Source organism: Aliishimia ponticola (assembly GCF_004803475.1).
Classification (GTDB): Bacteria; Pseudomonadota; Alphaproteobacteria; order Rhodobacterales; family Rhodobacteraceae; genus Aliishimia; species Aliishimia ponticola.
In genome coordinates this window covers 406,227-424,387 of sequence record NZ_SRKY01000004.1, presented here as the reverse complement: position 1 = coordinate 424,387, position 18,161 = coordinate 406,227, and the positions used below count along the sequence as shown (strand labels likewise).

Genomic DNA, 18,161 nt, shown 5'->3' with positions numbered 1-18,161 from the left:
TGCGGTATGAAGATCGCACGACGCAACGACCTGTCCCTTCGCCTGCTAGAAATTTTCGGTACGCTGATGCTGCGCCAGACGACGGTTGCGGCGGCAGAAGAGTTGGGGATTTCGCAGCCATCGGTGTCGACTGCGATCAAGCAACTCGAACAGCAAGTGGGCTTTGAGCTTTTCGAGCGCGAGAAAAAGCGAATGATCCCGACGAACGAGGCACGCAGCCTGTTCCAAGAGGTCGAACCGCTTTTCGAGCAACTTCGCTCTGTCGAATCCTGCGTTCGGGATCTGCGTGGCGGGACAGTCGGAAAATTGCGCATCATGGCGACCCCGCCACTCGGCCATTCGGTCGTGCCCGGCGCGCTTTCTGCCTTTCTGGAAAGCCGCCCGGAAGTGACGGTGCAGTATGATGTGCGCCGCATGGATCATGTGATCGACGCCGTTGCAATCGGGGCTGCGGATATCGGGCTGTGTCTGGGGCTGGAAAGCCATCCCGGTGTCGATGTGACGACGATCCGGCGTGACCGTATGGTGGCGCTGATGCGGGACGATCACCCCTTGTCGGCGCTGTCGATTGTCAGCCCGCACGATACGGCCGGGCATAATTTCATCGGGCTCGACCGCGCCTCGCGCCTGGGGCTGATGGTGCAGAACGCTTTCGATCTTGCCCGCGTGCCTTACACCCCGCAGATCGAGGTTCGGTATTGCCACACAGCCGCCGTGCTGGCGCAGTCAAGCAACGGGATTGCTGTCGTGGATCACCACACCGCGATGTTCCTGCCCAATATGGCGTTGACCAGCCGTCCTTTCGATCCGGCGATCTCCGTGCCTGCCTGTGTGGTATCGCGGCCGGGCCGGTCCTTGTCCCAACTGGCGGTGGAGTTTCAAAGAACGCTCGTTGCCGCCATGACTCAATAAACCCGTCTGCGCCCTTGGGCCGGCGCCGCGTGTCGCCCGGTGGCGCGAAGCAGTCAAGGCCCGCCCCGGGCCATGTACATGCGTTTTACAAGGCGGCTGCGAGCCGCGTCCCCTGATTGATCGCGCGCTTGGCGTCGAGTTCCGCCGCCACATCCGCGCCGCCGATCACATGAACAGACCGCCCGGCCGCTTCCAGCGTATCCGCCAAGATCCGCAGCGGCTCTTGCCCGGCACACAGAACGACCGTCTCGGCCGGAATGACCTGCGGGTTCTCGCGCGCCTCGCCGAAGGTCACATGCAGACCGTCATCATCGATCCGCTCGTAATTCACGCCGCCGACGAAGTTCACATCCTTCATCTTCAGCGCGGCCCGGTGAATCCAGCCGGTTGTCTTGCCCAGACGCTTGCCGTGCTTTTCCGCCTTGCGTTGCAGCAGTGTGACCGTCCGTGCAGGCGCTTCGGGTTGCGGCCCTTCGGGCGCGAGGCCGGAGCGATGCTCTGCCGGATCGGCGACGCCCCATTCCTTCATCCACATCGGGATATTTTCCGCCGGGCTTTCGCCTTCGTGGACAAGATATTCCGACACGTCGAACCCGATCCCGCCCGCGCCGATCACGGCAACGGTTTTGCCTGCGGTCACCTTGCCTTTCAGGATGTCGATATAGCTGACGACATTGTCCCGGTCTCCGCCCGGAATGCCCGGATCGCGCGGCAATACGCCGGTGGCGATCACGATCTCATCGAAGTTTTCCAGCAGTTCCGGCGTGGCTTCCGTGTTCAGTTTCACGGTGATGCCATGCACATCCATCATCGCGCGATACCAGTCGACGAAGCCCCAGAATTCTTCTTTGCCGGGGATTTGTTTGGCAAGGTTAAGCTGCCCACCGATTTCGGAGGCCTTGTCGAACACCGTCACGTCGTGACCCCGCTCTGCGCAGGTGATCGCTGTCGACAGGCCCGCTGGCCCCGCGCCCACGATCGCCACGGTTTTCTTCTGCGCTGCCGGTTCGATGACCAGTTCGGTTTCGTGGCACGCACGCGGGTTCACCAGGCAAGAGGTCAGCTTGCCGCCAAAGGTGTGGTCCAAACAGGCCTGATTGCACGCGATGCAGGGCGCGATTTGCGCGGCTTCATTGCCCATCGCCTTGCGCACGAAATGCGCGTCGGCCAGCATGGGCCGTGCCATGGACACCATATCGGCGCAGCCATCGGCCAGCACGTCTTCGGCCACATCGGGCGTGTTGATCCGGTTCGATGTAATGACCGGAATACCCACATGGCCCATCAGCTTCTTGGTCACCCAGGCAAAGGCCTTGCGCGGAACCGATGTTGCGATGGTGGGCACGCGGGCCTCGTGCCAGCCAATTCCGGTATTGATGATCGTCGCCCCGGCTTTTTCGATCTCCTGCGCCAATTGCACGACCTCGTCAAAGGTCGAGCCGTTCGGCACAAGGTCAATCATGCTGAGCCGGTAGATGATGATGAAGTCGGTTCCAACGGCTTCGCGTGTGCGGCGAACGACTTCGATCGGCAGGCGAATACGGTTTTCGTAAGAGCCGCCCCAGCGGTCTTCGCGCTTGTTGGTATGGCTGACGATGAACTGGTTGAGGAAATACCCCTCGGAGCCCATGATCTCCACCCCGTCATAGCCGGCCTTTTGCGCCAGCACGGCGGCGTTCACGATGTCGGAGATTTGCTTTTCGATACCGTCCTCGTCCAACTCGTTCGGCGGGAAAGGCGAAATCGGCGATTTGATCGCGGAAGGCGCGACGCATTTCGGCCCATAGGCATAGCGCCCGGCATGAAGGATTTGCATCGCGATCTTGCCGCCCGCCTCGTGGACGCGCTCTGTCACGACGGAATGGTTCTTAACGTCCTCGTCGGTGGTCATCATGGACGCACCCGGCATCACGGAACCTTCGAGGTTCGGGCCAATGCCGCCCGTGACCATCAGGGCCACTTCGCCGCGCGCGCGCTCTGCGTAGAATTCCGCCACGCGGTTCCAGTCACCGGTTTCCTCCAGCCCGGTATGCATGGAGCCCATCAAAACGCGATTCTTCAGGGTCGTGAAGCCCAGATCGAGGGGCGCGAGTAGGTTGGGATATTGGGTCATCGTCATGTCCTCCCTGCCGATTTGGGACATTCTCACCGCATGGCCAGCGAATTGTCACGCACAACCCCGCGTCAGTCTGGTGGACGGACGCCGCGTCACGTGGGATAGGAAGCGCGACACACGGAGAATCCAATGACCCCCGAAGAGATTGCCAAGCTACCCTATCGCCCCTGTGTTGGCGTGATGATCTTGAACCCGGACGGACATGTGTTCGTCGGTCAGCGCAATGACCGCTTTCAGGAGGCATGGCAGATGCCGCAGGGTGGCGTCGACAAGGGTGAAGAGCCGCGCGCAGCCGCCTTGCGCGAGCTTTGGGAAGAGACAGGTATTTCCGCCGATCTGGTGGAGATCATCGCCGAAAGCAAAACATGGCTGCCCTATGAGTTGCCGCATGATCTGGTGCCGAAAATCTGGAAGGGCCGGTATCGCGGCCAAGAACAGAAATGGTTCCTGATGCGCTTCAGTGGCACGGATGATCAGGTGAATATCGAAACCGAGCATCCGGAATTTTCCGCATGGCGCTGGCAGGATCCGGCGCATCTGGTGGAACGTATCGTGCCGTTCAAACGCGATGTTTATGCGCGGGTTGTTGACGAGTTCCGAGACTACCTGTGATGCGGCTGCTTGTCCTTTTGCTGGCGTTGCTGCCGATGCAGGTTGCGGCGCTGTCCTGTCTGCCTTGGTCGGTGGAGGACGCCTTTCTCAAGGCCAAGGACAGCCCCGATTCCTACCGCGTCTTGCACGGCGTCATGCAGTTTGATGGCAGCGCGCTTCCGCAGGTCGATTGGAACAAACAACAGAATGTGCCGCCCGAAACGACCATTCCGGCGCGCTTTTCAGGGCACCTGTTAAGCCGCAGTGGCACCATGCCGTTCGAGGGGGATCTGCGCATCGTCGTGCGCTGTGCCGGGCCTTGGTGTGCCAGGTTGACCCCGGGGGCGGAGTATCTGCTTTTCGCGCGTAGCGTCGGTGGCGGGCAGGAGGTTCTTGCCGATCCCTGCGCCACCATGGCCTTCGTCCAGCCGGATGCGGGCTTGCTGCGGCGAGTTCAGTCCTGTCTTTCGGGCGGGTCCTGCGTGTCCAAGCGGTAATCCGCGTCGGTCACTTTTTCCAGCCAAACCGCTGCTGACCCGGTCTCATCCGCCTCTTGCATGGCAAGATGGGTCATGCCCACGTCAGGCGCGGCACCGTGCCAATGTTCTTCGCCCTGATCAAACCAAACAGTGTCACCGGGCAGGATGACTTGCGGCGCTTCGCCTCGGCGGCAGATCAGCCCCTTGCCTGAAAGTACATAAAGCGTCTGACCAAGGGGATGCGTGTGCCATGCGGTCCGCGCACCCGGATCGAAACGCACGACCAAAGCGTTCAGCCGCGCAGGGGCGGGCGTGGACATGACCGGATCGAACCAGACATCGCCGGTGAAATAATCGGGATTGGGCCGGGTCGACGGCCGTGCGCCGGCTTTGAAATGCTGCATGGATGACCACCTGAATTGAAAACGAAAACGCCCCGCCATTGGGCGAGGCGCGTTAGTGCAATGCGGGGGGAGGTTACTCCGCCCAGCTGATGCCAGTGAGATCCACCGCGGCGGTCGGGGCGTTCGCCCACAGGCCTTGAACCCCGGCTTTCGCAACCGTGATCGCCGCCAGCTGGAACAGATAGCCGTTCACAGCGTCATCCGCGATAATCTTCTGCGCGTCGCCCATAAGCTGTGTGCGCATGTCGGGATCGGTGGTCTTGTTCAGCTTGTCCAGCAGCGCTTGGAACTCTGGATTGTCATACTGGAAGTAGTAATCCGGGTTCGCATAGATGCCGATATCCATCGGTTCCGTATGGCTGACGATGGTCAGGCCGAAGTTCTTGCCCCGGAACACGGTTTCCAGCCACTGCGCCCATTCGACATTGATGATCTCTGCCTTGATGCCCACCTGTGCAAGCTGCGCGGCGATGATCTCTCCGCCGCGGCGGGCATAGGATGGCGGCGGCAGGTGCAGGGTGGTTTCAAAGCCGTCTGCAAAACCCGCCTCGGCCAGAAGCGCCTTGGCCTTTTCCGGGTCATAGGCAGATTGTGCCGTCAGATCGACATAGGCCGGGTTGTGCGGCGCGAAATGCGTGCCGATCGGCGTGCCAAGCCCGAACATGGCCCCGTCGATGATGGCTTGACGGTCGATGGCATGGGCGACGGCCTGACGGACCTTCAGATTGTCGAAAGGCGGCTGCTTGTTGTTGGTCGAAAGGATCGTTTCCCCCTCGGTCGAGCCGACGAGCACCTGAAAGCGCGGGTCCGCTTCGAATTGCGGCAGGTTCTCCGGCGCAGGGAAGCCGGTGAACACATCGACATCTTCGGCCATGACAGACGCGAAAGCGGCGGTCGGATCATTGATGAACTTGAACGTGGCGCTGGCAAGTGCCGGTGCCTCGCCCCAATAATCGGAATTGCGGGTCAGCGTGATCTTGTCGCCCTGCACCCATTCAGAGAACGCGTAAGCGCCCGTGCCGACCGGGTTCTGCTTGATGTTCTCGATGCTTTCAGGCGCGACGATGACCGCGTCACCCCACGCCATGTTGAACAGGAAGTTCCCGTTCGGGCCGTCCAGCGTAACCTTCACGGTCAGTGGGTCGACGACCTCGACACTAGTGATCCCGGCAAAAAGACCTTTCTGCGCGTTGGTAGAGTCCTCTGCCAGCGCCCGATCGAGAGAGAACTTCACATCCTCTGCATCCATTGTCGTGCCATCATGGAAGGTCACGCCATCGCGCAGCTTGAAGGTATAGACGGTGCCGTCATCGCTGATCTCCCAGCTTTCGGCGAGGCCCGGTACAACGGAACCGTCCCCCATGAAGCGGGTGAGTCCTTCGAAAATGTTTGTGTAGACCACGCTGTCGATGGCCTGCGCAGCGGCAGAAGTCGGGTCGAGATGCGGCGGTTCAAGCTGCATCGCGATGATGATGTCGTCCTTGGCTTCGGCGGCCATGGCCCCGACAGCCAGCGCCGCGGCCATCGCGGTGCGCGTCAAAAGGTGTTTCATTCCAGTCTCCCCGTGTTTGCTTTGCACGAAGTGTCTGGTGAAACGCGCTGCGGATCAAGGGGGGGTGCCGTAACGGCCTTTCCCTGCGGGGTAAAATTCAGGACTGCCCCGGCAACAGCAGTTTTTCCAGCGATTTGCCCATAACCTTGGCACTGTCGATCATATCCGTGATCCCGACCCACTCATCCGGCTGATGCGCCAGTTCCAGTTCACCGGGTCCATAGGCGATGCAGTTTTTCAGCTTGCCGATACGGTCGATATGTTTCTGGTCGTAAGAACCGGGCGAGGCGACATAGGTCGGATCGACCCCCATCGTGTCGTGGATCGCTTTGGAGACAGTCTGCACCACCGGGGATTCCACATCCGTCATGGATGGGATGACCACGTTCAATTCGCGCAGCCCATAGTCGAAATCGGTGCGGTTGGCTTTCAGGTCTTCCAAAAGCGCCACCACTTCGCCCCGCACCTGTTCAAGCGGTTCTTCCATCAGGTAGCGCCGGTCAATCACGATCCGGCACGAATCCGGGACGCAATGCGCTGGCAGCGATGTGTCGCCGGGGGCAAGGTCCACCATACCGCCATGGATCGAGTTGATGTTCATGGTCGAGGACCGCGCGCCTTCGGGCACCACTGGCATCTCGGTGCGCCGTGCCGCCATGGCGGGGTAAAGCTCTGTCTCGAACCGGTCGAGCACCGCGCCCATGTGGCGCACGGCACAATCGCCAAGAAACGGCATCGCCCCATGCGCGATACGGCCCTTTGTTTCGATCTCTGCCCACCAGCCGCCGCGATGGCCCAGACAGATCCGATCTTTGCTGAGTGGCTCCGGGATGATGACATGTTGCACGCGGGCAGGATCGAAAAATCCCTGCGATGCAAGATATGCCACCCCGCCATAACCGCCCGATTCCTCGTCCGCAGTACCGCTGATTTCGATGGCACCGGAAAAGTTGGGATGTTCCGCGATAAAGGCTTCGGCCGCGATGATCGACGTGGCGAGCCCGCCTTTCATGTCGCAGGCCCCACGCCCATAAATCCGGTCATCCTCGACCTCGCCGCCGAACGGGTCTTTGGTCCAACCATTCCCCACTTCGACCACATCGGTATGGGAATTGAAATGCACGCATTCGCCCTTGTTAGGCCCTTCCTTGCGCGCAACGAGGTTCCAGCGCGGATAGGCGTCGCTGTCGCCGGGGGCGTCCTTGGCGCGGACCCACTGCGTCTCGAATCCCGCTGCGGTCAGACGCTTGTCGAGATAGTCACATATCGTCGCATATTCCGCGCCCGGCGGATTGAGTGTCGGGATGCGGATAAGGTCTTGTGTCAGCGCGATCAGGTCGTCGCGCGCGGCTTCGATGCGTGTGTCCAATGTCATGCGCGCAGGATTGGCCCACGGTTTGAATTTGGCAACCCTCTTGACGTTTCGTAAGCCGCGTCACTTATGTGCATCATGTCACAGATCATTGCCTTGCAAGTTGACGGGCTTCATTGCGCGTCTTGTGTGCGCCGCGCGGAAACCGCGCTGGGCGGACAGAAAGGGGTTGTGTCAGCCGTGGTGAACCTTGCGACGGGAACGGCGCAGGTGACGACAGTTGCGGATTCCGTGTCCCCGACCACGCTGGCGCAGGCCCTGACCGAGGCGGGGTATCCAGCTCAGGTCAAGACAGAGGAAACCAAGCGCGCCGACGTCGCGGGCGATATGTGGCGACGCTTTTCCATCGCTGCGATTTTGACGCTGCCGGTATTCGTGCTGGAGATGGGCGGCCATCTGTACCCGCCGATACATCACTGGGTCATGGTTGCGGTCGGGATGCAGGCATTCTGGATCGCGCAATTCATCCTGATTACTGCGGTTCTGGTTTGGCCGGGGCGCGTGTTCTTCGATATCGGGTTGCGGGCGTTGGCACGTGGCGCGCCAGAGATGAATTCGCTCGTCGCGTTAGGTGCTGGCGCTGCGTGGGCCTATTCGACCGTCGTGACTTTCGCGCCGAGCGTTATTCCCGCAGCCTCCCGCGCGGTCTATTTCGAAGCGGCCGGTGTCATCGTCACGCTGATCCTGCTGGGTCGGTTTCTGGAGGCGCGCGCCAAAGGGCAGGCGGGAGAGGCGATCGCAAAACTGGTCGAACTGCGGCCTGATACCGCCTTTGTAGAGACTGAAACTGGCGTGGAAGAACGCCCCTTGGCCAAGATCGCGATTGGGGACGTTCTGGTGGTTAGACCCGGCGGGCGTATCCCCGTGGATGGCGAAGTCATCGACGGTCACGCATTCGTCGATGAAAGCATGATGACCGGAGAGCCGGTCCCGGTCGAAAAACAACCCGGCGCGCCGGTCATCGGTGGCACGGTGAATGGCACAAACGTGCTGCGGATCACCGCCACGACGCTTGGTGCAGATAGCATGCTGTCGCGGATCGTCCGCATGGTGGAAACGGCACAAGGGGCGAAACTGCCTGTGCAGGCTCTGGTCGATCGCATCACCGGGGTCTTTGTACCTGTGATCATGGCGCTGGCCGTTGTGACATTCATCGGGTGGCTCGCCTTTGGCGGCACCCTGGCCCAAGCGCTTGTCGCGGCGGTGTCGGTGCTGATTATCGCGTGTCCATGCGCGATGGGACTGGCGACTCCGGTCTCTGTCGTTGTGGGCACCGGGCGTGCGGCGCAATCGGGCGTTCTGTTCCGCAAGGGTGACGCGCTGGAGCGCCTGAATTCTGTGCACATTGTCGCGTTCGACAAAACCGGTACGCTGACCGAAGGGCGGCCCTCTGTGATCGACCGGGAAGTGATCGGCGGGGCGGACAGCCTGCACGCGATTGCGGCGGTCGAAGCGCAAAGCGAGCATCCCATCGCGCAAGCAATCGCCGACGAAGCGACGGGGCCGCTGCCGGCAGTCAGTGGGTTTGAGGCCGTCTCTGGCCGTGGGGCAATCGCCCAGGTCGGGGGTGCGGAAATTGCCGTTGGCTCTGCCGCCTTCATGGACAGTCGCGGCGTCGATCTTGGCCCATTTCGTGATGCCGAAGCGCGGTATCTGACGCAGGCGGCAACCCCCGTCTTTGCGGCCAAGGACAGGCAAGCGTGCGCTGTTTTCGCGGTTGCCGACAAGGTGAAGCCCGACGCGCAAGAGGCTTTGGCGGCATTGAAGGCGCAAGGTGTACGTCTTGCGATGATGTCCGGCGACCGGCGCGAAGTGGCGCAGGCGGTTGGTGCGCAATTGGGCGTGGATACAGTGCGGGCCGAATTGCTGCCCGGCGACAAGCTTGACGTGGTCAAACAACTGCAAACCGATGGCCCCGTGGCCTTCGTTGGCGACGGTATCAATGATGCCCCGGCCTTGGCGCAGGCGGATGTCGGCATTGCCATGGGGGCTGGAACGGATGTCGCGATAGAGGCGGCGGATATCGTTCTGATGTCCGGCGCGGTTGCCGGGGTCGCGCGGGCGAAAACCATCAGCGGGGCGACGCTGCGCAATATCCGGCAAAACCTGTTCTGGGCCTTCGCCTATAATGCAGCACTGATCCCCGTCGCGATGGGTGTTTTCTTCCCTGCATTCGGGTGGCAATTATCCCCTATGCTGGGCGCGGCAGCGATGGCGTTGTCATCTGTCTTTGTGGTCAGCAATGCACTGCGCCTGCGACGCGCATAGGGGGCGAAATGGATTGGGATCTTGTGGCGGATATCGGCGGCACCAATATGCGTGTCGCGCAAATCGTGGCGGGCCGCATTGCCCTGCGGACAGATTTCCCGATGACCCCCGACCGGAATATCGCCGAAACGCTGAAATCTGTCTGCGATGAGCTTGGCGGCGCGCCGCGTGCCGTTGTCGCTGCGGGGGCAGGCCCCGTTCGCAGCGGAGAGATCCTGTTGACGAATGGCGGCTGGCGGGTATCCGAATCCGAGATCGGCGCTGTGACAGGTGCGCGCCACGTGCGAGTGATCAATGATTTCGAAGCCGCTGCGTGGTCCTTGGCGTCTTTGACAGATGCCGATGTGACCCCTATCGGCAAAAGCGGGCCTTTGACGGAAGGCCACAGGGTCGCCGTCGGGCCGGGCACGGGGCTTGGCGTCGGCAGCCTGATGTGGGACGGCGCCCGGTATCACGTCATTCCCGGTGAAGGCGGGCATGTCGCGGTCGGCCCCAGACGCGAAGACGAGGTGCCTGTATTTCAGCGCATGGCAGAACTTTGGCCCGAAACACGCCTTGGCGACACGCTGACATTCGAAGCGGAAAGTATCCTTAGCGGGACCGGACTGCCGGTGCTGTTCCAAGCCTGTGGCGGCGCGGCGGGCGTCAAGGGCGCCGAAATCTTTGCGCAAGCTCAGGCCAATGATCCGATCGCACGCCGCTGTGTCGACTTGTTCCGCGCGCATCTGGCGTCGGTCGCGGGCGATCTGGCCGTAACGCTCAAGGCGCAAGGGGGGCTGTTCCTGTTGGGCGGCGTTGCGCAGGCAAATCCCGGTCTCTTCGATGAAAGCTTCTGGGACACTTACACCGCCGGAGGCCGCTTCAGCGACTTGCGCGCATCCTGCGGTGTCTATCTGGTGACGATCACCGATTTCGGTCTGCGCGGCTGTATCAACGCCCTGCGCGTCGCGACCTGAGCCGCCGCCGGTCCCGGCAAAATTCCAACGCGCGCACAGTTTAACGGATTTTCAATCCTTTGGCCGAGTCTGCCCCCCGGATCAAAGACCTTCGGGGGACACATGTCGCAGAATTCGCTGAATCTCTCACTGCCGTTCATTCAGGGCGGTCAGGCGCAGAAACATGTCACGCATAACGAAGCCTTGCGCACGCTGGACACCATCGTCCAGTTGAGCGTTCGGGACCGGGTTCAAGCGCCCGATCCCACGGCTGTCGATGGGGATCGCTATATCATCCAACCCGGCGCCACGGGCGATTTCGCGGGCTACGAGGGGCAGATCGCCCAATTCGAAAGCGGCACCTGGCAATTCGTGACGCCCAAGATCGGCTGGGTCGCGTATGATCAGTCCAGCGGGTCGCAGATTGCCTATGACGGTACGGGTTGGCTGACGGTCGGCGGCGGGGTCAGCAGCGCAACGGCTTCGGATCGGTTCGGGATCAACACGACGGCCGATACCGTGAACCGGCTGGCGGTATCGGCGGATGCCACGCTGCTGTCCCACGATATTGGTGGCGGACATCAGCTTAAGCTGAACAAGCAGTCCGACATCGATACTGCGAGCCTTCTGTTCCAAACCGGTTGGTCGGGCCGTGCCGAGATGGGCATCACTGGGTCCGACGACTTCGAGATCAAGGTCAGCGCGGACGGAACCGCCTTTCACACGGCGCTGCGCGTGGACCGGAATAACGGCGCGGTCAGCCTGCCCAACACCCTGCTGAGCGACCCCGCGTTCGGCGCGTCGCCATTGGTCACACAGGATTACACCACATCGCGCGGCGGCGGCATGGTAACGAATAGCACGGGCCATCTGGGCAATACCTATAACTATCCAGCCAGCTTCACCTTCGATCCGTTGGAGACGCCGAATATGCCGGGCTCTTTCTCCAAGGCTGGGTACTATTCCGGCGTGGAAGAAATGGCGGAATTCGTCGCGCTGGATCCGAACCGGCTGTATCGTCTGGGCGTCTATATCCGGCAAGAAAGCGTGGCCGGAGATTGGTCGGCATTCGCCAACGAAGAACGGCATGTCCACTATATGGGCTTCCGCTGCTACGATTCCGACGGGCTGACGATCAACGCGGCGCATCACACGCGCTATCACCATGGCGGAATCGACAGCATGACCACGCTGGACCAGCCACTTGCGCCGGGCGACACCGAACTGCACCTGACCGATGCCTCTGGCTGGAATGAAAGCACCTCTAGCAGCTATGAGCGCGGGATCGTCATCTTCGGCTACAAGAACTCCCTTGGCAAAACCTACGAGTTCTACAGCCGGATCGAAGAGATCGACATGTTCGATCTGGGCAGTGTCGATAAGGCGAACCACAAGGTTCTGTTGAAGCAACCCCTGCCGGCGGCGCTTGGAAATCCGGATGATCCGGCTGGGGTGTGGCCTGCCGGGACGAAAATCGCCAACCGCAGTTCCGGCTGGAACTACAAGTTCGGGTTCTTCAGCGATCTGGTCGTGGATGCCACTGACGCATGGTACCGTGTGGAAAATGCCATGGGCGGGGTGGACCTGTCAGGCCGCAACGTACCAACCAATTTCCCGCCGGGCACGGCGCAGGTGCGTCCGGTTTGGTTGCTGAACTACTCCAACCGCGCTGGCGGGTATTCGACATATCCTGACACCGGGTCAACGCACCGTGTCTGGGTGACGGGCGTGTCGGTTGCCGCCGACCAAAGCGGCGCAGTCATCCGTGAGGCAGACGGGTCGTGTTCGCTCCGCGTCGTGCAGGGCGATGCGCAGACCGGAACCGTCAGCTTCGATCCGGCCACGGTCAAGATCGTCCCAGCCTGATCGTGGTATCCATGTTGCAACCGGGTGGCCCCTAGTCGGCGCTGCCCGGTTGTGGCAAGGATAACCTGCGCGACAGGAGGACTCGGCATGAAGCTCAAGAAAACATCGGCAGAATTGGTGGCAGAGGCACAAGCCCGCATCACGAATGTCGAAACGCCTGACCTCATTTCCCGCATCGATGATCCCTCTGTCGTCATCGTCGATATCCGCGACGTGCGGGAGCGCCAGAAACTCGGATTCATCCCCGGATCGGTACATGCGCCGCGCGGTATGCTTGAGTTTTGGGTCGATCCTGACAGCCCCTATTTCCGCGACGTGTTCGCCCAAGAGGGCAAGGAATATGTTCTCCACTGTGCCAGCGGGTGGCGGTCCGCTTTGGCGGTTGCGGCATTGCAGGACATGGGGTTTCAAGCATCAAACCTGCGCGAAGGGTTTTCCACATGGGAAGCGCAAGGCGGGCCGGTGGAGCGGGTTTCGAAAGGCGATTAAGTCGACGCCAGATGGACGCTTGTGCCCCATTCAACGCAGCGTTCTGACAGCCGCGCCGAAAGCGGCGTATCGGTGTGGAACACATCCACATCGGCCAGCGACGCAATCCGTACCGGGGCGCTGCGCATGAATTTCGAATGATCCGCCACAAGATAGACGTCGCGCGATTGGCGCAGCGCCGCTTGGCTGATCGCCACTTCCTGCAAATCGAAATCCAGGATGTCCCCGTCTTGATCGAGGGCGGAGCATCCGACAATCGCCACATCGAACTTGAACTTTGAGATGGTTTCTGCCGCGACGGGGCCGATCAAGCCACCATCGGCCCGCCGCAACAAGCCGCCCGTCAGAATGACCTCGCAGGTTGGGTTCCCAGTCAGGATATTGGCGACGTTCAGGTTATTCGTCACCACCATCAGGTTCTCGCGGTGGAGAAGCTCGCGCGCGACGGCCTCTGTCGTGGTGCCGATATTGAGAAATACCGAACTGTTGCGCGACACCTGGGCGGCGCAGTCACGTGCGATGGCAGCCTTTGCCGCTGCGTTAAGCGTACGCCGTTCCGCATAGGCAATGTTTGTCGTGCCAGAGGGCAGAACCGCGCCGCCATGCACGCGTTCCAACTTGCCGGCCTCGGCAAGGTCCGTCAGGTCGCGCCGGATCGTCTGCCGCGTTACCCGAAAATGCCGCGCCAGCCTGTCGACGGTCACGTTCCCGTCTTTACGTGCGATTTCCAGAATTTCCGGATGTCGGAAGGTTTGTGACATGGGGTTCGGTGGTCCGTGCTGACTGTGCGGACCATGCATTAAGTCGCGAAGATCAGCAAGTCGTACGCATGGAAACGAATTTGTGAGTCACGAATTTGCGACCATAACGGTTGATTTTCGTAGTATACGGCTACTTATACGAGAAAACGAACACAAACGAAAATGATTTCCTTGCGATACCGCGCGGTGATCCGTTAAGCGGACAGTGCGCACTTAACCGGAGCATTCTAATGTCACAAAGCAGTGTCGAACCTGTCGATCTTTTCGTCATCGGCGGTGGCATCAATGGCTGCGGTATCGCACGGGATGCGGCCGGGCGCGGTCTGCGCGTGGCCTTGGCAGAGAAGAACGACTTGGCCAGCGCGACCTCTTCAGCATCGACGAAGCTGTTCCACGGCGGCTTGCGTTATCTTGAATATTTCGAATTTCGGCTGGTCCGCGAAGCGTTGATCGAACGCGAGGTTCTGCTTTCGGCAATGCCGCATATCAGCTGGCCGATGCGGTTCGTGTTGCCCTATCACAAGGGGATGCGCTTTGACGCGCAGACGCCGACATCCAAGCTGCTGTCGACGATCATGCCGTGGATGAAGGGACGCCGCCCGAAGTGGCTGATCCGGTTGGGGCTGTTCATGTATGATACGCTGGGTGGGCGGAAGGTCTTGCCCGGCACCAAGGTGCTTGATCTAAGGACCGCCCCGGAAGGCGCGCCTTTGCAAGACCAGTTCGCGCAGGCCTATGAATACTCCGACTGCTGGATCGAAGATTCGCGGCTTGTCGTGCTGAACGCCCGCGATGCAAAGGCGCGTGGCGCAGAGATATTGACGCGGACAGAAGTCGTCTCGGCGCAGCGCGGTGGGGATCACTGGGAAATCACCTTGCGCGACAGCGTCACCGGCGCGGAACAGATACGCCGCGCCCGGATGTTGGTGAATGCTGCGGGTCCATGGGTGGCGCGCACGATCCATGACACTCTGGCACTGTCGTCACGCGACAATGTCCGCTTGGTCCGTGGTTCGCATATCGTGACGCGGCGCCTTTTTGACCACGACAAATGCTACTTCTTTCAGGGCACCGATGGGCGGATCATCTTTGCGATACCGTATGAAACGGACTTCACGCTGATCGGCACGACGGATGCAGACCATGATGACCCGTCGGAACCGCCCGTTTGCACACCGGAGGAGCAGGATTATCTGATCGATTTCGCGAACGGTTATTTCAAGACGCCGATTGGCCGCGAGGATATCGTCTGGACCTATTCCGGTGTGCGCCCGCTGTATGATGATGGGGCCAGCAGCGCGACGGCGGCGACACGGGATTATACATTGACAGTCAATGCCGAAGGCGGCGCGCCGCTGCTGAATGTGTTTGGCGGCAAGATCACCACCTATCGCCGCTTGGCCGAAAGCGCGATGGCGCGGATCGGTCAGCATATACGGGCACCCCAAGGGCCGTGGACCGCTGGTGTGCCGCTGCCGGGCGGGGATTTCCCTGTGGATGGGGTCAATGATCTGGTCCGCGACTTGCAGGCGCGTTTCACGTTCCTGACGGACAGATGGGCGCTGCGCCTTGTCCGCGCTTACGGGACAGAGAGCGCCGAGATGCTGTCAGGCGCGGCGACTGCCGAGGATCTGGGCCGCGATTTCGGCGCAACGCTGACAGAGGCGGAGGTGCGCTGGCTGATGCGACAGGAATTCGCCCGCACGGCTGAGGATGTCGTCTGGCGTCGCAGCAAGCTGGGACTCCGTCTGTCAGCAGGTGAAATCGCCGACCTGGATACATGGATGGCTGCCGAGGCCGCGCGGCCCGCAGCATCGCCATCAACCACGGCCACGCCGTTGTAAAACCATTGCCAGAAACAGGCCGACCGGGCCGCTGGCAACAAAGGCGTCGATCCAGAGGGTCCGCATCGCCGCCCTGTCGAAATGGGCAATGACGCGGGCCGCGCTGACTGTTGGTTAGCGCGATCTGGCGCTTGCTAGTGTTCGCGGTCGCACAAGGTGTGGTCCGCCAGCGATGCCAGCACATAGCAATCTTCCGACACACCTGCGCCGTTGCAGCCTTTGGAAATCCGGCTCAATTCCTTCTCAAGCGTTTTGAGCCTTTTGATCTTCGCCCGCACCTCTGCAAGTTGCGATCTGGCAATAACTGCCGCTGTCTCGCAGGACCGATCCGGATGCTCTTGTAATTCGATCAGCGACGAGATCGCCTCGATGGAAAATCCAAGATCCCGCGCGTGGCGTATGAAACTCAATCGTTCCAATCCGGCTGTGTCGTATCGCCGTTGGTTGCCGGATGTGCGTGCGGCTTTGGGCAGCAATCCCATTTCTTCATAGTACCGGATGGTCGGCACCTTGACCTTGGTGCGGCGTGAAAGCTCCCCGATGGAAAACATGCAGAAACCTCTTGAACCTCTAGTTACTAGAGATCGTATATGAATTGGGACACAAGAAGAAGAGGTCAGGATGTCCCACGATTATCTCTCTGCCACGCCTCTGCTCGACTACCGGGCCGCGCCGATTCAGGCGCTTGTTGCGCAGCGGGGATGGGCGGAGTTGACCGAAAAGGCGCGTATCGGCGCAGCCTATGAATTCGTGCGCAACGAGGTGCTGTTTGGCTACAATTCTGACGACGCCCTGCCTGCCTCGAAAGTGCTGGCCGATGGCTACGGCCAATGCAACACCAAGGGCACGCTTCTGATGGCCTTGCTGCGGGCCTTGAAAATACCGTGCCGGTTTCACGGCTTTACCATCGACAAGCGCCTGCAACGCGGCGTGGTGCCAGAGGCTGTCTATCCGCTCGCGCCGCGCAACATCATCCACTCTTGGGTGGAGGTGCAGCACGGCGGCACATGGCTGGAGCTGGAAGGGTTCATTCTGGATCGGGGCGTTCTGGAAGCGCTTCAAGCAAGCTTTCCGAAGCGCAGGGTGCTTTGTGCATACGGGGTGGGCACGGATTGTTTGCAAACGCCAAGCGTCGGCTGGGCGGGGCAAAGTACCTATATCCAGAAGACAGGCATCAACAGCGATCTTGGGGTCTTTGACAGCCCGGATGCCTTCTATGCAGATCATAGGCAGCTTACCGGGTTGCGCGGATTGGCCTATCGTTTGGCCATCCGGCACTGGATGAACCGGCGAGTCGCACAGATTCGTGCCGGGCGTGTCCCGGCCATTCCGGGTGGAGAGTCCAATCTGCTGCCGCCCGTGCCCATTCCTCAAGACAAAGGGGCCGCGTCATGACTGGCTGCTGCGGACATGACACCAAGTTCGACGGTGTCTCGGATGACTACAAAAGACGGCTCTGGATCGTCATCGCGCTGAATGCGACAATGTTCTTCGTCGAAATGACGGCCGGTCACTTGGCCAAATCGCAGGCGTTGCAGGCGGACGCGCTCGACTTTGCGGGGGATGCGCTGACCTATGGGATTTCGCTTGCGGTCATTGGGGCTTCGGTCCGCGCCCGGACAAACGCGGCGCTGTTCAAGGGCGTCAGCCTCTTGCTTATGGGGCTGTGGGTCTTTGGTTCGACGGTGTATCGCGTGTTCTATGTCGGCATTCCCACGGCAGAGATCATGGGCATCGTCGGCTTCCTTGCCCTGCTTACCAATCTGGCAAGCGTCGCGCTGCTGATCCGGTACAAGGATGGGGATGCCAATGTCCGGTCGGTCTGGCTGTGTTCGCGCAACGATGCCATTGGCAACGTGGCGGTTATGATCGCAGCCCTAGGCGTTTGGGGCACGGCAAGCGGCTGGCCGGACCTGATCGTTGCAACCATCATGGCGGGGCTTTTCCTGTCCTCCGCGTTCCAGATCGTGCGACAAGCGCTTGCAGAGCGGCGCGCGGGGTACGGGCACGATCATTTGGAAGCATGATGTAAATAGCAATGCTATCCGGCGGTGCGCTGTTCAGGGGCCGATCATAGGACCGAACGTTCATCCCGGCAGACCGCCGATCCTTGTGATGGAGGAGAGATCCTTGTCCCAATCGGCGCGGCTGGAGTAGCAAATATGTGCGCCCGGTCGGATATTGATCCGGGTCTCCAGCGACCCCGCGGGCACGACAAGCACACCATGCGCCTCTTGGAACACCGGCAGCGCGGAGCCGCAATCGGCGCAAAAGCTCTTGATGTGCTGCGACTTGGGAAGCCGGAACGTCTTGATCCTATCCTCTCCCGACACCCAGGTGATCCTGGCTACGGTCGAGAACAGATTAGCCGAATGCGCTGATCCGCTATCCTTGCGGCAGCGCGAACAATGGCACAGGTAAAAGCTTTCGAACGCGCCCGAAACGCGAAATGACACAGCGCCGCAAAGGCACTGACCCGTGGCCAGATTGTCGTCCATTCACACCCCCCTTGCCCTGCGAGTGCCCTGCTGCCAGTCGAATGCACTCTCACATCGTTTTCGTATCCGGGTGC

General features: G+C 60.9%; 17 protein-coding genes. 10 read left to right on the top strand and 7 right to left on the bottom strand.

Annotation, left to right across the window (positions count from 1 at the left end; translation table 11 throughout):
• The first annotated feature begins 6 nt into the window (after positions 1-6).
• Positions 7-912 carry a LysR family transcriptional regulator gene (locus tag E4Z66_RS16355; protein ID WP_136464120.1) on the top strand — a complete coding sequence of 302 codons (906 nt, stop codon included), beginning with the start codon at positions 7-9 and terminating at the stop codon, positions 910-912.
• Positions 913-997: 85 nt separating this feature from the next.
• Here the strand turns inward: E4Z66_RS16355 and E4Z66_RS16350 are convergent, their stop codons facing one another.
• The gene (locus tag E4Z66_RS16350) at positions 998-3,025 is read right to left on the bottom strand and encodes an NADPH-dependent 2,4-dienoyl-CoA reductase (RefSeq protein ID WP_136464189.1); all 2,028 of its coding nucleotides are present in this window, start codon (positions 3,023-3,025) and stop codon (positions 998-1,000) included.
• 132 nt (positions 3,026-3,157) lie between these two features.
• Between E4Z66_RS16350 and E4Z66_RS16345 the strand changes: the two genes are divergently transcribed.
• Together E4Z66_RS16345 and E4Z66_RS16340 are read left to right on the top strand one after the other, a co-directional pair.
• Positions 3,158-3,640: an RNA pyrophosphohydrolase gene (locus tag E4Z66_RS16345; RefSeq protein WP_136464119.1), complete on the top strand. Its 483-nt coding sequence runs from the start codon at positions 3,158-3,160 to the stop codon at positions 3,638-3,640.
• Positions 3,640-4,116 carry a hypothetical protein gene (locus E4Z66_RS16340; RefSeq protein ID WP_136464118.1) on the top strand — a complete coding sequence of 159 codons (477 nt, stop codon included), beginning with the start codon at positions 3,640-3,642 and terminating at the stop codon, positions 4,114-4,116. The genes E4Z66_RS16345 and E4Z66_RS16340 overlap by 1 nt, the downstream gene beginning before the upstream one ends.
• Here the strand turns inward: E4Z66_RS16340 and E4Z66_RS16335 are convergent.
• The 3 genes from E4Z66_RS16335 to E4Z66_RS16325 all read right to left on the bottom strand — a co-directional run bounded on the left by E4Z66_RS16335 (position 4,074) and on the right by E4Z66_RS16325 (position 7,429).
• Positions 4,074-4,502, bottom strand: coding sequence for a (R)-mandelonitrile lyase (locus E4Z66_RS16335; RefSeq protein ID WP_136464117.1), 429 nt, complete (start codon positions 4,500-4,502; stop codon positions 4,074-4,076). The two genes, E4Z66_RS16340 and E4Z66_RS16335, sit on opposite strands and share 43 nt — an antisense overlap.
• Before the next feature lie 73 nt (positions 4,503-4,575).
• Positions 4,576-6,054 carry an ABC transporter substrate-binding protein gene (locus tag E4Z66_RS16330; protein WP_136464116.1) on the bottom strand — a complete coding sequence of 493 codons (1,479 nt, stop codon included), beginning with the start codon at positions 6,052-6,054 and terminating at the stop codon, positions 4,576-4,578.
• A 97-nt stretch (positions 6,055-6,151) separates the two neighbouring features.
• Complete coding sequence (locus E4Z66_RS16325) at positions 6,152-7,429, bottom strand: acetylornithine deacetylase/succinyl-diaminopimelate desuccinylase family protein (protein WP_136464115.1); 1,278 nt, start codon at positions 7,427-7,429, stop codon at positions 6,152-6,154.
• Between the two features lie 75 nt (positions 7,430-7,504).
• Between E4Z66_RS16325 and E4Z66_RS16320 the strand changes: the two genes are divergently transcribed.
• The 4 genes from E4Z66_RS16320 to E4Z66_RS16305 all read left to right on the top strand — a co-directional run bounded on the left by E4Z66_RS16320 (position 7,505) and on the right by E4Z66_RS16305 (position 12,984).
• Positions 7,505-9,694: a heavy metal translocating P-type ATPase gene (locus tag E4Z66_RS16320; RefSeq protein ID WP_246036050.1), complete on the top strand. Its 2,190-nt coding sequence runs from the start codon at positions 7,505-7,507 to the stop codon at positions 9,692-9,694.
• Between the two features lie 8 nt (positions 9,695-9,702).
• On the top strand, positions 9,703-10,650 hold the full coding sequence (locus tag E4Z66_RS16315; protein ID WP_136464113.1) for a glucokinase: 948 nt from the start codon (positions 9,703-9,705) through the stop codon (positions 10,648-10,650).
• 102 nt (positions 10,651-10,752) lie between these two features.
• On the top strand, positions 10,753-12,495 hold the full coding sequence (locus tag E4Z66_RS16310) for a DUF2793 domain-containing protein (RefSeq protein WP_136464112.1): 1,743 nt from the start codon (positions 10,753-10,755) through the stop codon (positions 12,493-12,495).
• Positions 12,496-12,582: 87 nt separating this feature from the next.
• The gene (locus E4Z66_RS16305; protein WP_136464111.1) at positions 12,583-12,984 is read left to right on the top strand and encodes a rhodanese-like domain-containing protein; all 402 of its coding nucleotides are present in this window, start codon (positions 12,583-12,585) and stop codon (positions 12,982-12,984) included.
• On the opposite strand, the gene E4Z66_RS16300 is transcribed toward E4Z66_RS16305, so the two are convergent.
• Complete coding sequence (locus E4Z66_RS16300) at positions 12,981-13,745, bottom strand: DeoR/GlpR family DNA-binding transcription regulator (RefSeq protein WP_136464110.1); 765 nt, start codon at positions 13,743-13,745, stop codon at positions 12,981-12,983. The genes E4Z66_RS16305 and E4Z66_RS16300 overlap by 4 nt on opposite strands.
• 230 nt (positions 13,746-13,975) lie before the next feature.
• Between E4Z66_RS16300 and glpD the strand changes: the two genes are divergently transcribed.
• Positions 13,976-15,589: a glycerol-3-phosphate dehydrogenase gene (gene glpD / locus E4Z66_RS16295; protein WP_136464109.1), complete on the top strand. Its 1,614-nt coding sequence runs from the start codon at positions 13,976-13,978 to the stop codon at positions 15,587-15,589.
• Between the two features lie 134 nt (positions 15,590-15,723).
• Here glpD and E4Z66_RS16290 read toward each other — a convergent pair whose 3' ends face one another.
• A complete protein-coding gene (locus E4Z66_RS16290) occupies positions 15,724-16,140 on the bottom strand; it encodes a MerR family transcriptional regulator (RefSeq protein WP_136464108.1) in 417 nt (138 codons plus the stop codon).
• A 70-nt stretch (positions 16,141-16,210) separates the two neighbouring features.
• On the opposite strand from E4Z66_RS16290, the gene E4Z66_RS16285 reads away from it, so the two are divergent.
• Both E4Z66_RS16285 and E4Z66_RS16280 read left to right on the top strand, forming a co-directional pair.
• On the top strand, positions 16,211-16,984 hold the full coding sequence (locus E4Z66_RS16285; RefSeq protein ID WP_136464107.1) for a transglutaminase-like domain-containing protein: 774 nt from the start codon (positions 16,211-16,213) through the stop codon (positions 16,982-16,984).
• Positions 16,981-17,616 (top strand): cation efflux transmembrane domain-containing protein, encoded by a 636-nt coding sequence (locus E4Z66_RS16280; protein ID WP_136464106.1) that lies wholly within the window; start codon positions 16,981-16,983, stop codon positions 17,614-17,616. The genes E4Z66_RS16285 and E4Z66_RS16280 overlap by 4 nt, the downstream gene beginning before the upstream one ends.
• A 60-nt stretch (positions 17,617-17,676) precedes the next feature.
• On the opposite strand, the gene E4Z66_RS16275 is transcribed toward E4Z66_RS16280, so the two are convergent.
• A complete protein-coding gene (locus E4Z66_RS16275; protein ID WP_136464105.1) occupies positions 17,677-18,087 on the bottom strand; it encodes a GFA family protein in 411 nt (136 codons plus the stop codon).
• Between the last annotated feature and the right edge of the window lie 74 nt (positions 18,088-18,161).

Excerpts from the sequence above, each read along its gene's own strand:
- E4Z66_RS16355 (WP_136464120.1), top strand. The coding sequence starts at position 7 with ATGAAGATCGCACGACGCAACGACCTGTCCCTTCGCCTGCTAGAAATT.
- E4Z66_RS16350 (WP_136464189.1), bottom strand. The coding sequence starts at position 3,025 with ATGACCCAATATCCCAACCTACTCGCGCCCCTCGATCTGGGCTTCACG.
- E4Z66_RS16345 (WP_136464119.1), top strand. The coding sequence starts at position 3,158 with ATGACCCCCGAAGAGATTGCCAAGCTACCCTATCGCCCCTGTGTTGGC.
- E4Z66_RS16340 (WP_136464118.1), top strand. The coding sequence starts at position 3,640 with ATGCGGCTGCTTGTCCTTTTGCTGGCGTTGCTGCCGATGCAGGTTGCG.
- E4Z66_RS16335 (WP_136464117.1), bottom strand. The coding sequence starts at position 4,502 with ATGCAGCATTTCAAAGCCGGCGCACGGCCGTCGACCCGGCCCAATCCC.
- E4Z66_RS16330 (WP_136464116.1), bottom strand. The coding sequence starts at position 6,054 with ATGAAACACCTTTTGACGCGCACCGCGATGGCCGCGGCGCTGGCTGTC.
- E4Z66_RS16325 (WP_136464115.1), bottom strand. The coding sequence starts at position 7,429 with ATGACATTGGACACACGCATCGAAGCCGCGCGCGACGACCTGATCGCG.
- E4Z66_RS16320 (WP_246036050.1), top strand. The coding sequence starts at position 7,505 with ATGTCACAGATCATTGCCTTGCAAGTTGACGGGCTTCATTGCGCGTCT.
- E4Z66_RS16315 (WP_136464113.1), top strand. The coding sequence starts at position 9,703 with ATGGATTGGGATCTTGTGGCGGATATCGGCGGCACCAATATGCGTGTC.
- E4Z66_RS16310 (WP_136464112.1), top strand. The coding sequence starts at position 10,753 with ATGTCGCAGAATTCGCTGAATCTCTCACTGCCGTTCATTCAGGGCGGT.
- E4Z66_RS16305 (WP_136464111.1), top strand. The coding sequence starts at position 12,583 with ATGAAGCTCAAGAAAACATCGGCAGAATTGGTGGCAGAGGCACAAGCC.
- E4Z66_RS16300 (WP_136464110.1), bottom strand. The coding sequence starts at position 13,745 with ATGTCACAAACCTTCCGACATCCGGAAATTCTGGAAATCGCACGTAAA.
- glpD (WP_136464109.1), top strand. The coding sequence starts at position 13,976 with ATGTCACAAAGCAGTGTCGAACCTGTCGATCTTTTCGTCATCGGCGGT.
- E4Z66_RS16290 (WP_136464108.1), bottom strand. The coding sequence starts at position 16,140 with ATGTTTTCCATCGGGGAGCTTTCACGCCGCACCAAGGTCAAGGTGCCG.
- E4Z66_RS16285 (WP_136464107.1), top strand. The coding sequence starts at position 16,211 with ATGTCCCACGATTATCTCTCTGCCACGCCTCTGCTCGACTACCGGGCC.
- E4Z66_RS16280 (WP_136464106.1), top strand. The coding sequence starts at position 16,981 with ATGACTGGCTGCTGCGGACATGACACCAAGTTCGACGGTGTCTCGGAT.
- E4Z66_RS16275 (WP_136464105.1), bottom strand. The coding sequence starts at position 18,087 with ATGGACGACAATCTGGCCACGGGTCAGTGCCTTTGCGGCGCTGTGTCA.